Below are 13,849 nucleotides of genomic sequence, written 5' to 3' on the forward strand. Positions count from 1 at the left end.
TTTTGTAATCTCTGTATCATATCCCCTTTATTTGAATGATGTCATCTTGTAAGCGTAACACAGATAAATCAAACATTTAACCCAAATAATTAATTAAAAAAACATCTTACTCTGATGAATCATCCTTCAATCGAGCGGCTAACTCATCCAATATCTCTTCTGTTCGTTGAAGAAGCTTTTCGATGTTGTCCAGTTCTATTGGCTGGTCATACGTGTAATCTACTAGGGAAGAAATATGTTGTATCGTGCCGATGAACAAAGCGATATCCAATCCGGGTTCAGTGTCCGTATGAACTAAAGGCAAGATTTCGTTCATGGTGAGTTCCTTCGGTGGGTGAACTGAATGATACTTATGGATATAAAGCGCCTTAATCATGGAGGCTAGAGTCCAATCACATAGAATCAGGCAGGCTCTAAACTGATTGTGATTACGCATGATGGCGGCAAGTTTGAGATGATACTTAGCATGTTGGTGATAGGTCATTATTGTAGTATGTAGCATGTGGTGAGCAGAAATATGTTTGGATCTAGGTTGTGTATAGATATCGTGATCTTGCAAACGTGGGGTAAAATCTACTTGGTGATTACAATGTGCTCCGGTTATGGACCAATTTCTTGCCATTGTCATCCCTCCAAAGAGTTAATACCAATATTATACAATAAAATAATACTTATAGTAATCAAATTAATTATTTGTATTCTTCGTTTGGTGTTTACCTTGAGGAAACTTGTCTACACTTTTGAACATAGAGAGGTGAATACCGTGAACGAGAACAGAGAAGTTTTGAAGTTGGTAGGTGCCAGAATTCGTGCGCTACGCAAAGAAAGAGGGTATTCACAGGAGTCCCTCGGAGAAAAAGGTGGATTTCATTTTTCATACATAGGACAGATCGAACGTGGAGAAAAGAATGTTTCTTTGGTGAACTTAGCAAAAATCGCTGACTCATTGGATGTTAATTTGATTCAGTTATTTGCTTATATAGATGAAGTAACAGAAACTACCGAATCTGAAAAACAGATTACTAGTATCGTCGAGTTACTGAGAGAAAGCAATCCTGCAAATTTAAAATTAATAAAGAAAATTATTCAAGAAATACTTGAGAAATAATCTAATTAACGTCTTCATTTTTTGACTAACTCATCTAATAATTAATTATAAACTTTATTTGGGAGACTACTATGAAACACTCAAAAAACTATAATGTTCTTGATCTTTTCTGCGGAGCTGGCGGAATGGGAGAAGGATTTTTACAAGCGGGATTTAAAATACCTGTTGCATCGGATTACAGCCAAGAAGCTTCAACGACTTATATTAATAGACATAAGCAACTGGGGCTTACCTTAAATTTTTTCCAAGGAGATATAACCCAGTTAACTAAAGGCAAAAAATTATCTAAATTACTTGGTCCTACAAAAATTGATGTGGTTGTTGGAGGTCCACCTTGCCAAGGATTCAGCCTAACTGGGAAAAGGAAAGCCGACGATCCTAGAAATACTCTATTCTTAGAATTCTTAAAAGCTGTTAAACTAACCAAACCTAAATACTTTGTAATGGAAAATGTACTCGGTATATTGTCATATAAGTTCGAAAAAATAACAGGAATTTCTGGAACTCAATACACAGATATTTTAGCGCCTGATGTTATATGTAAAGAGGCTAGTTTGTTTGGTTATCAAGTTAGTTGGAAATTACTAAATGCCAAGGATTATGGTGTTCCTCAAAATAGATTAAGAGTTATTTTCATAGGACATAAGGTCAAATACAGATTAGGTATTCCAATTGACCTAGTGGTTCCTCCTAAGTTTCCAGAACCTTTCAATTATGATGTAACTGTTGCTGAAGCCATTTCTGATTTAAACTTTTTAAAAAACGGTGAGTCCTCAGATATTTATCAAAAAACTGCTTCTCTTAGCTCCTACCAGAAAATGCTCAGAGATGGACAGACACCAGATGTTAAAGGAAAACCAATCAGACTAAATTCTCTTCATAACCATACTGCATCAAAACATAATCAGAAAACAATAAAAAGATTTAAAGCACTAAAGAATGGTGAGAAAATCGGGCAACTTTTAAAAAGGTTAGTCTCAGAGTTATCTGCTAATGAATTTAAAGAATTCGCTACTAAAAAACGTTCCTGTTATAAATTAATAGAAAATGGTGTCTCTCCCACTGTTCTCACTCTTCCTGATGACATAATACATTATGATTCTAATATTCCAAGAATCCTAACTGTACGGGAACTAGCGAGAATTCAATCATTTGATGATAGTTTTGTCTTTTTAGGTAAGAGAACTACAGGAGGAGTGAGAAGAAAAACTGAGACCCCTCAATATACTCAAGTAGGAAATGCTGTTCCTCCCCTGTTCTCGAAAGCTATTGCTCTTGAAATAATGTCTGCATTGTTACTTTCAGAGAATGATAGAAAAACTAATAGTGTGGAGTGTGAACTATGGAGAAAAGAAAATCACTTAGATTTAGAACTAATTCAAAGTTAGAAAAATTAATAGGCCGGGAACTAATAACTAATAATACAATTGCATTCTTTGAGTTGATAAAGAACTCTTACGATGCAGGTGCTAAAAAGGTCAATATTCGATTTGAAGGCGTTGAGAGTTATTCAGCTGTTCATAGCGATAATAAAAAAACAGATTATTTCATAGGAGATAATAAAGTTGGTGCTGATACAATTATCACTAACTCTGATTCCTGTATCATAATTTCAGATAATGGTAATGGAATGTCCTCTGAAGAAGTTAATAAGTATTGGATGGAAATAGGGGTGGTTCATAAGGAACTCATAAAACAAATAGATATCAATGATGACACAATAAATAGAATGTATAAACGAGTACTTAACGGTGAAAAAGGAATTGGTAGATTCAGCACCGATAAACTTGGTGCGAAGTTAGAGTTAAGTGCTATAGACAAAGAATGTAAAGAAAAAACTGTAGTGAATTTCGATTGGGATAAATACAACGATCATACTCTACTTATAGAGGACATTGAGCATGATTATTCAATTACATATTTAAAGGATACGAAAAATTCGGGTGTTATCCTTAAAATATCTAATCTAAGAGATGAGTGGAGCATACGTGATGTTGAAGAACTAAAAAGACAACTCAAGAAATTTGTTTCACCATTCTCACAAGAACAAAATATATTCTCCATTATTTTCTCAATAAATAATAACCAAGAAAAAATAATAAATGACTCTTTCGATTATTCATTAACTTCAATAACTGCCTCAATTGGTGACGATGGTATTCTTAATTACACTATAGAGGACTCTCAACAAACTATAATAGATAAAATTGACTTACCTTCACCGTTATTCGGTCCTGCATCACTAAAAATCATATATATGGATTCGGCTGCTAAACGATCATTCACCAGAAAAACAGGCCTAAGTTCTAGACAATATGGAAATATAAAAGTATTTAGAGATAACTTTAGAATATTTCCATATGGAGAGCCTGAGAATGATTGGCTCAATATAGATAATAAACATGCACAAGCAGTTTTCAGATCTTTAGGGACAAGAGACATAATTGGTTATGTACAAATCTCCAATCTCAGTAACAAAGGATTGAAAGATGCTACTGATAGAGTTGGATTAGTTGAAGATACTAAAGAGTTTGAAGAGTTCAAGAAATTTATATGGAATTGTATTGAACTGCTCCAAAATCATATTTTCAAAAAATTGAAAAAAGAAGCGGAACAACAAGGGAAAATAATAGATTTTACTATTGAAAATAGAAAGAAAGCCGAAGACTCTTTTAGGAATGAAGTTATTAGTGTTATTAATAATACTGATATGCCAAAATTAGCTGCAAATAAGATTATTAATCTAATAGAGCAAAACAATAAGCAGTTAAAAAAGGATCTAGATAATGTAAAAAAAGCAAACGTTGAATTATCAAAAAAAATAAAGGTGTTTGAAAGAATCACTGGTGCCGAAGGTTTACTATACGAATTACTGCATACAGTTAAAAATAAAACAGCTATTCTTGATTCTAAATTCAACAAAATTCTTATTCAAACACAGAAACTAAATATTCATATAGAAAGCGAGAATATAAAAGGTGTTCTTAAGACAATTAACAAATTAATAGATAGTGCATTACGAAAGGCCTCATCATCTAGACTAACGAAAAAGATAGAGATAGTCTCAGATATAATTGAAGAATCAATCGCTGAAAATAAAGTTCTGTGTGAAAGTAAAGGTATATCTATAGATTATTCATTCAATGACTCATATAAACGTTCATATGTTAATAAGGAATCAATTAAAGTAGTATTAGACAACTTATTTAGTAATTCTATAAAAGCGTTAGCAGGTTATAGTAGTACTAATAAATTAATAACTATATCAACATCCTCAACAAATAATCAGCATATTGAGATTGTATTTCAGGATAATGGGCCAGGAATACAGGTTGACGATGCCCCTTTTATTTTTAATGTTTCTTATACAACTACAAAAGGTAATGGAATAGGTTTGTCAAATTCACTCGATATAATTCAAAGTCATGATGGAGATATTGTTTATTTTGAAGAAGTGAATAAAAGTAATGGTGCAGCATTTCTAATTAAATTACCAATAAAAGGGTAGGTTACAATGAAAAAATATGAAGTTTTAGTTATTGATGATGAAGCTCAAATTGTCGAGTACTTTGAAGATATAAATGAGATGTTTAATTTAAATGAAGAAAATTTTACTATTAACTTTAATTATATGCACAATGTTAATAATTTTGAGATAAAAAAGCCTTATGACATTGTGATGTTTGATTGCAATTTCAATGCTGGAAGATTTGATTCCTCAAGTAGGACTAGAGTAGGTTTAAACCTAATAAAAAAATATAGAAAGAACAATAAGCGTACAAAAATTATTTTTTATTCTAGTTCATTTAACATTGAAGAGCAAAATAATATGCCCTTAAATCATAGAGATTATTTTGAAATTATAAACGATTTAAATGTTTTCAAGCTCATATACAAGAATAATTCTATTGATACCTACAATGCTATTAAAGATGCATTAACTGAATTAGATATTATTATGACTTCTCTTGAAAAAATGAAGGATGAGTATAGTGAACTCGATATTAGTTTTGAACTAGAAGGTAATGCTTTCTCACTGGAAGATTTATTGCATGAGATAAGAATGGATACAGAATTTGGGAGGAAGTTCAGAAAAGACATTGTAGATTTAATCACAAATTACATGTCTAAGTTTAGTTTAAGAGAAATGTGAGGAATTCAAAATGAATATAGCTATATATAGAAGTCAGGACAAAAAAATAATCATTAATTCAATGTTCTCTGAAAGACTGGCAAATCTAATAGAAAGTAAACACAATGTGGAGATGGTAATGGATTCCGATATTCCAATTTGTTTAACAAAAATAAAAGAATCTGATCTTATAATAATTTTTTCACATGGCTCTGAACAAGGTATATTTCATAGATATGAGAATGATTTAGGGAGTGAGAGAAAACGTGTAGAATGGCTTTTTGGGACAAGGAGTAATTTAAACTACTTAGCGGGGAAGAAAGTTATTGTTTTTTCATGTTTTACAGCAATGTATGAGGGCGTTGGAGAATTAGCAGTTAGAGAGAATAACTGCATAACCTATTTAGGCTTTCAATCTTCAATTAATAGAGAATTACCTGACGATTTCCTGGAGTTATTACCAAAAAACGATAAATTAACTAAGAATTTTATCTCAGTCGTTTATTCATCAGTTTTTGAGAATACTCTTGCCCAAGCATTTGACAAGAATCTCACGTTTAAGCAGTTCGCCCAATTAACAAAAATCATGCTAAAGAAAGAAATTATGAATAAAATAAATAGAGATTACGGTAGAACGATACATTTGAGTCTCCACCTTAAGGGAGCAATACCAGTATACGAAACAGCAGACTCTATACATATTCATGGTAATGAGGAAGTTAAGTTTTGTTCTTGAATTTATAGCCCCCCTTTCATTAAGCCTAAAAATATGTTTTTTCCTGCTCCTCTATTTGAATTAAACTGCAGCAAAGTAGCTGTTTTCAGCCCAGCAAGAGAAAGGAACATTCGGGAGTGCCGATCAAAGTCGGACTTTGCACTCCTGAAGTTCTTGTTTGGAATAACCTAGCACAGTAAGGCACTCTTTACTCTCTGTTTTCCACGTTTAAACCCTAACTATTACTAGAATGCTGTAAGACTAGTGAACATCACATCATACATCGCTGTAAATCCACCCTATATCCTAAAGATCAACTACATCACCACATTTCTGTGGAAAAATTATTGCTTGAAGTATTGTATCAACTTTTTGTTATCATTAATAATACGCTATGAATACACATGGGTCAGCACTTCCCCTTGCTCATCCAACTGCAATTCGTTATATTCTTCTTCCCCCAGCGTCTCTTTTAACGTAGCGATAATTTCATTAGATGTACGGATCTGTGCAAGTACTGCTGTGTTATCTTCAGTTTGTTCTCTCACAATCTTCAGAGCTCGTCGGGTCACCGCGGCCAAATACGTAGAAAGCAGTTTACGTGCTTCCTCTGCATCTAATTTCTCAGTCCCAATGTTATACACATCCGGATCTATTGCCGAAATCTCCTGCCTGATGATTGTGTTGATAAGCTGTTCATATATGCCTTGTTTCATGAATACACCTCGTGTGAGTGTAGGATGGTTGTGGATATTCTGTATGTACAGGTTAGAGTTACATCATGTTTCTACTATATTATCGTCCAACGTGTGGAAGAGTTCATTAATTGTTTTGAATCCATAGCAAAAAGCACCTCTACTCTTTTCTTGGTAGAAGTGCTTACTTAATTTCATTTCGAATATGTCCTAAAGTTTAATCTCTAGCTACCAAAAAGCGTATAATTGATACTCTTAAGAATCTCGCTGTATTGGTCTTCTAGCAATTCAAGATATTTTCCGTTAAAGGTGTACTTTCCATCTCTATAGAAAAATATCTCTTCTCCTGATGTATGATAAAAAAAACCATCTACTTTGAGAGATTCTAAGATAGAAAAAGAAGCTTCGTACATCGTTTTATAACAAAGTTCGAATTGTTCGTTGTTCTCTAATTCATAAGATATTGTTTGTTCATAAACAAAGTCCTCTTCTTGAAACATAGTTTCATAAGTAGCCGCCGGATGATTGGGTGGAAAATTATTTTCATAAACACTTATTCTCAGACCATTGGCTAGATCAAATTCATCAATAGACAATGAATTATGTTGTTTGTTTATATAACGAAATGCAATATTTTTACTTCCTAATAATTTCTTTAACCATAATGCATCCTGCTTTCCATTAACCTTTAGAGAATATTCCATGGACTTTTCTCTCCTGAAATATGCAAAATCCTCAAACTATTGAAATTGAATTGCACAGCGCATCAATTACAAGATTTCTATTCAGCTTTGAAACTCCTCTCAACATAATGACAGTTAAGAAGTTTTAAGCTTTCTTTAGTAATATACTTGATTTGATACTCATCTAAATCATTATTTACAAGCAAGACATTGTTGGTTCTCTTCATTATTGGAAAGGATCTATCATCTAGCAAAAGTACATCGCCTTCCACAACAGATAACAATTGCCCCACTGTTTCAATCAATTTCAACCAACTTGTATCAAAAGTCTTTGAGAACAGTTGAATATTGATTCGCATATTTGTATTTACCCTATAATATTTCAGATTCATCTCATGGTATTCTTCCATTTCACCATCTTCATCCTCCAAATCAATATCAATTGTTAAATATTCTGATTCAATGTAAACATATTGATACCCTAATTTATGCTGCAATTTTTCGACTTTGACTTCCTTACCTATAACTTCTTTCATTATTTCAAATATAATATTACCTATTTTTTCTGCCTCAGAGCTATTATTTATAAATAGTTCGTAGTCCACCTTCTACTACCTCCCAAAAACTTTTGTGATTTTTCCATCCTTAATCATAGTTAGCTCATCCAAGTGCTTTAAGTTTGCTTGTGGATTTGTCTGCCTCAAAATAGTTTCCAGGAGTTCATCTATTTTCTCCGAAGGGTAATCATCCAGGTTCAGTACAATTCTTTGCGCCTGATTTTTCGTTTTGTTTTTTATTTTCGCACAAATACTATCAATTGGAGTATCAGTATCAGGTGAATAACAATCAAAAACTCTTCCTTCAATTATAAAATCTGGATTTTTTCCTTTTTTGATACCATAACCATTCCCGCCAACAACTTCATCTAACATTTCTATATCATAACCCTGTTCTGCGAGTAAATTAGCAGATTCATTTTGCCTAACATTTCCTCGTCCACCTTCAACATTAGCATAATTCCCTTTAGGGATTCCCCCTAGTGGTAAAGAAGGTTCTATTAGGTTATTCCTACTGTAACTGCCTGCCCCCCCAGTTCCCTTTCCAGCCTCCGGCTTTCCTCCACCCGATCCTCCCAGATCGCTATGCTTGTTCTCAACAGCCCGAAACGCTTTGCCGAAGAAAGCATAGGCCAATACCTGACCTGCCATCGATCCGCTGTAATAACCAAGTCCATCCTGGTCAATCTGTTTTTTTTGCTCTTCTACAAATTGCTCCACATCAGATCTTGCTGTTCCATTTCCCCAATATGCATCCCAAGCGAACTTAATGCCTCGCCCTGCATCAACCGCCCTACCTAGAGTGAAGGCATAAGCCAGACTTCCCGCCGTACTTAACGGACTATAGATAAAAGCTTCCAGCGTCTGCCCAAATCCTGTTACCGTTTCTCCAACTGAACCATCCGCAAGCCCCTTAGCAAAAGTTGGTTTAAGCTCCTCAGGAATATAAAGGGCAACCTCACCTGAGCCATCTGTTGTCCTGAAATTTTTGGCTACAAAGGTAAACTCATTCTGGATTTTATCCAAGATTCCCAATGTCGTAGGGAAAACTTCTTTTACTTGCATGAAGTCCCAAAAGAATCGTTCTCCTGTTACACCTGACCAATCAGATTGCAATAGGTAGATCGATTTTTCCAGTTCCCAGACCATCCGCTCCAGTTCCTGTTTCTTTTGCTGGACGAACCTCGCCTTTTCATCTAATACATCAGGGTGAACCTCAATTCGCTGCATTCCTCTTCACCGCCAACCTGACCGTAGTATATATACCTAAATTTTAACAAGTCAGAAGGAGGCTTGGAATCAAACGAGGGATTCATTTTCTCTAAGGTTATACAGTAGTTGAGCAACATTCTATAGAATGTAATTTTCGCATTAGTGCACACCTTGAATTCCTCGAATTGAAATGATCTTAGACGAATCCATTGTGGGAACAAAGGCGACAGCCCCATCACGGTCTTCACTTGATATTATCATGCCAATGACCACCATCTCTTGAGTTGATATTTTTATCCAAGATAACAACTCCTGTTCTTGTCCCACGTAAATATTCTCTGGTATCCACATCGATGTTGTTATCTCGTCGTACGTTTGGTTCATATCTTCCGTATGTATGACAGAAAAAGAATACTCTCGCACTGTAGGCAACTCCTCCTCCCTCACAAACAACTCGGAGGCAGGGCAATGAACTACTTCCTCACTCAATGTAGCAGGGATCAAATTTCCAAGTTTGTACGCATATTTAGCCTCAGGTGCAGCCAGAATCACTCCTCCATAGTTAATCAGTTTAACTTGAAGTCCACTTCTGAAGCCCACATAGTTTCCTAAAATGAGACCATCCTTGTTATGAACCGTTATTGTTGACGGGATCACTCGGTTTCCACGCAATCGAACAGGCTTGTCTTCTCTTTCAATTAATATAAATGACATGTTCCTTCTCCATTTCTCTTGTAGATATCTGCTGTTCTGAGCACCACCCTGCAATCGCTCACTGATACTATTTTTCCTTGCTATTTAAACCTAGTCTATCTAGCAGATTTCCACTGCTAATATTTATTTTCAGACGATAATCACCATTGGGGCAGATCACTGCCGGAGGTAATCCCTGCTCTACTGTTTGATAGGCTAATATTTCTCCACAAAGAGGACAACGCACTACCTCTCCATTAATTACTCGATTTAATATCTCTACATCTGTCATCTTACTATCCAAAGTTTTCTCTCCCTTCCTAACGATGCGTATCTGGATAGAGCGTTTTTACATTAATTATTTGTAAAGTACTTCATATAATAAATCTTATCTTTCGATTGTGTTAATTCACGCACAGTGTTAGAATTTTTCAAATTCCAGCTACAATTACACTCCAATTAGAGTGATTGACTTACCTTGAATATACAGGGAGAGAGTATCGCTTGTTTTTTCAGTGCGAAGATCGACGTTTGTTATTATTTCCTCCTTTTCAAATGCAACAAAGGAGATTATATCAACATAAATCCTCACTTGTTTAATATTTAGGCTCTCATTATCAACCTCTATCTCAATCCTTTTTATGTCTTCGTCAGAACGCAAAATCTCTCTTAAACTATAGACATTTTTATTTTCTTGAACTTCCTTATCCATTTTCCTACCTAATAGGCTTAAGAGTACTTGATAATTCGGTTCGCCGCCTTTAAATATATTAATCAACTTAATAATTAGATCACTTAGAGAATTGCTTCTTAATTCCTGTTCCATCCTATCTCTTGAATCATCTAGAAACCAAGACTCCAACTCCACTACAGTATCATCTATAATCCCACAAACATATGGCTTGGTATAAAGGAATTCTTTATTCATTTCTCAACCAACCTTCTTGAAATTTCCCATACCTTCTTATCAATTAAAACCCTCCAAACTTTTAAACTGGTTAATATATATTATAATCCAAAAAAAGCCAAAACCGCATTTCCAGAAAGGAGCCTGTTCACTTGAACAAAAGAAGTATCATCATAGCTATAATCATCGGCCTTATTGTATTCATTCTCCCCATCATACTGTACTTTGCAGTTGAAGTGTCTGACGAATCAGCACCTCCGGAACAGCACTCCCTCTCCATATACACTGGAACTGAAAAAGAGTTAATTCATGATCACCATGAGTTAACTCTTTCTTATTGCTTATTCCAAGGAATTTCAAATGCATATAAAAATTTGATACATCCTCCACAGGATTTTCCCATCTACAATTTTAATATATGTACGCCTCAACCCACTGAAGATACACTCAGACATCTGCGAATAGATTGAATGTATCCCAGATGGTACCACTCATGATAGAGCGTACGCGGGATCACTTCGCCGATTGTACTCATGCCTAACTCGCTCTCCCGGAGCAGCGGCTCTTCCAGGCGACCTGCAAATTTGTTTTTCAATTGGTCTGGTTGTGCCCTTAGACGCTCCATCAATTCAGTCCAAGATGAGGGTGCGGCATCCCACGTTGCCGGGCTTGTCCCATAACCGAAGAACTTCGCATAGTCCGCGGGCACTTCCGAGTCATCAGCAATGAGATAGTGAAACCACATATCTTGGTCCAAAATGATGTGTCCCACATTCCACAGGATGGAGTTATTGAATCCCTTCGGTACATCATGAACCTGTCCCTCATCCACAGAGTCGCACACTTCTAGCGTAAATTGCCTCACATCCTGCAGTTGATTCCATAGTACATCTTCACTAAACTTCATGATTCATCCTCCTTTTCTCCCTTACCTGAATTGTTCATCGATTCACATAGCTAGATCTAAAACATTTTCAATATATAGGCATTTTATCATTTCTCTGTAACTTCTTCACTCCCAAGAGCGTTTAGAAATATAGAAAAACCACAGTCCCCTAACCCACTCGAAAAAGAGGCGATTTCATGAGCTGGCCGGAGCCATCTGATCATAGAACTAACCCAGAACAAAATTCCTTCATACCACCCGATCCCCCTGTAAAAGGTAAACCAGCTCGTAGATGGCGCCTGGCGGTCGCTTCTACTTGGTTAACCACAACCCTATTAATGGGACTGGGTCATGACTCCATATCATACGCAGCAACAACTCCGCTGCCACCCAGCGGTACATCTACGGTCCATACCACCTCAGCAACCACAGAAAACAGACTTACATATACCGCTGTGGAGGGGGCTCATTATTATACGATCGCACTGCGAAGTGACGGTTCCGTCTGGGCTTGGGGTCGCAATATGTTCGGAGAGCTTGGTGTCAGTGAAGACATCCGCTACCGCCATACGTCCAGTCCCATTCGCATTCCGGGAATTTCAAATGTCATAGCTATTTCTGCCGCAGGAGGTGGAATTAACGCAGCGGTTCAGGCAGATGGAACTGTGTGGGAATGGGGCGCTGGTACACTCCCCTACCAAGTCGAAGGCATCTCTTCTGCGAAGGATGTGGTGACTGGTTCTTTCAATATTGCCCTTCTTCGGAACGGTACAGTTATGTCATGGCAGCGCCCAGGTACTCAAGGAAACAATTCTGAAGTTATGCACCGTCCACACGCCGTAAGCGGATTGAAAGACATCATTCAGGTAGGATCATCCGGCCAACAAGGATATGCCTTGAAGAAGGATGGCTCCCTGTGGACATGGGATGAACCAAACCAACCAGATAAAACCCCTTCCAAACCAGCCAAGTTAAAGGGTCTGTCCAACATATCATCGATCACAAGCACAGATACGTCCCTGCTTGTACTGGACCAGAACGGTAAAGTGTGGGGCCTGAACGAGAAGGGCAAACCAGTTGCTCAGCATCACGATCTCAAGGTGAAGCAGATGGACGGGAATTCACAATATATCCTGCTGTTAACCACTTCGGGTGAGGTGTACAGCTACGGAAGGACGGTTACAGGCAAAGAAGGCAGAGTTAAGCATCTGTCGGGTATAACCGATATTTCGGCAGGGTATCACCACAGTCTGGCCTTATCCTCCAATGGAACCGTCTGGGGTTGGGGAAGTGACAAGTATCAGGAGGCTGGAGCACCTGCAACATCATCTGGAGGCATGGTTTACCAACCCGTTCAGGCCAAGCTTGGCATCGATGCGTATATTAACGATTATCTATTCCAGTCCACGTATTCGGCAGTTCAAACCCAACATACCGTTCAACTTCCAGTCAGAGCCGTATCCGAAGCGATTGGGGCAACATTTGAAATGAACAAGGTAAACGGAATAGTCGAAGCTTATTCATTTCAATATGAAGATCGTACCGTCACAATCCGTCCCAACGAGACGGTGGCCACGGTGAAATCCACCTCTTCCTCTACAGCTCAATCCATTTCATTACCAGAACCAACGGGCAATTATTCGGGTGCGACGACCGTTCCCTTTGAAGTATTCGAGGCCCTGGGGCTTACTGTGAACTGGAATGAGGAGACAAGGATGTTGATTATCCAAAGTGATACGTAGCAACGAGATCATTCATTATTACAGGAGGATCATTACAATGTGGTTAAAAAAGATAATAGGTGCAGGTATCGTTTTCTCTGTCCTGCTCATGCCCGTAAATAAATTGGATGCGGAAAGCAGAATCCCTGCTGAGCCGTCATCTAAGGTAGCCAATGCTGCAGAAGAATCAGTAAAGCCGGATCCGAATGCTCTGCTCATTGGTCAAATCCATCATCAAGGCCGTGCAGCATACACCGGCAGTTTCACGATGGTTGCTGACAATGGAACACTTGCAGACATCATCATCGAAAATCATAGTGATCACCCCATGTATATGAACCTGTATGTCGATGACTACAGTGAACCTATGGAGACAACGATCAGCAAAAACAGTGAAAAAACCGTCAATCTGCTTGCCTTACAAGACACTAGTGTCAAGGTGTATATCTACAGCAGAATAGGGCATGAAATGGACCTCTCCATACGTGCAGAACAATTCCGTTAATCCTTAATCTGTCGAATATTTTACATACCAAAATC

The 13,849-nt window shown here is 37.0% G+C and carries 15 protein-coding genes and 1 pseudogene; 7 read left to right on the forward strand and 9 right to left on the reverse strand.

The annotated features are described in order from the left end of the window. Positions 1-106: 106 nt before the first annotated feature. Positions 107-622 (reverse strand): hypothetical protein, encoded by a 516-nt coding sequence (locus tag ABIC22_RS05125; RefSeq protein ID WP_354478948.1) that lies wholly within the window; start codon positions 620-622, stop codon positions 107-109. A gap of 141 nt (positions 623-763) precedes the next feature. Here ABIC22_RS05125 and ABIC22_RS05130 point away from each other — a divergent pair, with 141 nt between their 5' ends. The 5 genes from ABIC22_RS05130 to ABIC22_RS05150 all read left to right on the forward strand — a co-directional run bounded on the left by ABIC22_RS05130 (position 764) and on the right by ABIC22_RS05150 (position 5,976). Further along, positions 764-1,108, forward strand: a complete 345-nt coding sequence (locus tag ABIC22_RS05130; RefSeq protein WP_354478950.1) for a helix-turn-helix domain-containing protein — start codon at positions 764-766, stop codon at positions 1,106-1,108. A 71-nt stretch (positions 1,109-1,179) separates the two neighbouring features. Then, positions 1,180-2,496, forward strand: coding sequence for a DNA cytosine methyltransferase (locus tag ABIC22_RS05135; RefSeq protein WP_354478953.1), 1,317 nt, complete (start codon positions 1,180-1,182; stop codon positions 2,494-2,496). Further along, entirely contained in the window at positions 2,451-4,616 is a 2,166-nt protein-coding gene (locus ABIC22_RS05140; protein WP_354478956.1) for a sensor histidine kinase, read from the forward strand. The genes ABIC22_RS05135 and ABIC22_RS05140 overlap by 46 nt, the downstream gene beginning before the upstream one ends. 6 nt (positions 4,617-4,622) lie before the next feature. After that, positions 4,623-5,261 carry a hypothetical protein gene (locus tag ABIC22_RS05145; RefSeq protein ID WP_354478959.1) on the forward strand — a complete coding sequence of 213 codons (639 nt, stop codon included), beginning with the start codon at positions 4,623-4,625 and terminating at the stop codon, positions 5,259-5,261. 10 nt (positions 5,262-5,271) lie between these two features. Then, positions 5,272-5,976: a hypothetical protein gene (locus tag ABIC22_RS05150; protein WP_354478962.1), complete on the forward strand. Its 705-nt coding sequence runs from the start codon at positions 5,272-5,274 to the stop codon at positions 5,974-5,976. A 374-nt stretch (positions 5,977-6,350) separates the two neighbouring features. Here the strand turns inward: ABIC22_RS05150 and ABIC22_RS05155 are convergent. The 8 genes and pseudogenes from ABIC22_RS05155 to ABIC22_RS05190 form a co-directional block, all read right to left on the reverse strand. Further along, positions 6,351-6,671 (reverse strand): annotated as a pseudogene (locus ABIC22_RS05155) (NgoFVII family restriction endonuclease); the annotation flags it as partial. Between the two features lie 203 nt (positions 6,672-6,874). After that, a complete protein-coding gene (locus tag ABIC22_RS05160) occupies positions 6,875-7,354 on the reverse strand; it encodes a hypothetical protein (RefSeq protein WP_354478965.1) in 480 nt (159 codons plus the stop codon). A gap of 77 nt (positions 7,355-7,431) precedes the next feature. Beyond that, positions 7,432-7,938, reverse strand: a complete 507-nt coding sequence (locus ABIC22_RS05165; protein ID WP_354478968.1) for a hypothetical protein — start codon at positions 7,936-7,938, stop codon at positions 7,432-7,434. Between the two features lie 6 nt (positions 7,939-7,944). Then, positions 7,945-9,120 carry a CdiA C-terminal domain-containing protein gene (locus ABIC22_RS05170; RefSeq protein WP_354478971.1) on the reverse strand — a complete coding sequence of 392 codons (1,176 nt, stop codon included), beginning with the start codon at positions 9,118-9,120 and terminating at the stop codon, positions 7,945-7,947. 141 nt (positions 9,121-9,261) lie between these two features. Next, positions 9,262-9,816 (reverse strand): hypothetical protein, encoded by a 555-nt coding sequence (locus ABIC22_RS05175; RefSeq protein ID WP_354478974.1) that lies wholly within the window; start codon positions 9,814-9,816, stop codon positions 9,262-9,264. 67 nt (positions 9,817-9,883) lie between these two features. Continuing rightward, on the reverse strand, positions 9,884-10,099 hold the full coding sequence (locus ABIC22_RS05180) for a hypothetical protein (RefSeq protein WP_354478977.1): 216 nt from the start codon (positions 10,097-10,099) through the stop codon (positions 9,884-9,886). Between the two features lie 144 nt (positions 10,100-10,243). Next, positions 10,244-10,723, reverse strand: coding sequence for a hypothetical protein (locus ABIC22_RS05185; RefSeq protein WP_354478980.1), 480 nt, complete (start codon positions 10,721-10,723; stop codon positions 10,244-10,246). Between the two features lie 406 nt (positions 10,724-11,129). Continuing rightward, complete coding sequence (locus ABIC22_RS05190; protein ID WP_354478983.1) at positions 11,130-11,609, reverse strand: DinB family protein; 480 nt, start codon at positions 11,607-11,609, stop codon at positions 11,130-11,132. A gap of 176 nt (positions 11,610-11,785) precedes the next feature. Between ABIC22_RS05190 and ABIC22_RS05195 the strand changes: the two genes are divergently transcribed. Both ABIC22_RS05195 and ABIC22_RS05200 read left to right on the forward strand, forming a co-directional pair. Further along, positions 11,786-13,330 (forward strand): stalk domain-containing protein, encoded by a 1,545-nt coding sequence (locus tag ABIC22_RS05195; protein ID WP_354478985.1) that lies wholly within the window; start codon positions 11,786-11,788, stop codon positions 13,328-13,330. A 37-nt stretch (positions 13,331-13,367) separates the two neighbouring features. Beyond that, complete coding sequence (locus tag ABIC22_RS05200; protein WP_354478988.1) at positions 13,368-13,814, forward strand: hypothetical protein; 447 nt, start codon at positions 13,368-13,370, stop codon at positions 13,812-13,814. Positions 13,815-13,849 lie beyond the last annotated feature (35 nt).

The sequence above is a fragment of the Paenibacillus sp. PvP094 genome, from assembly GCF_040546835.1.
GTDB classification, from domain to species: Bacteria; Bacillota; Bacilli; order Paenibacillales; family Paenibacillaceae; genus Paenibacillus; species Paenibacillus illinoisensis.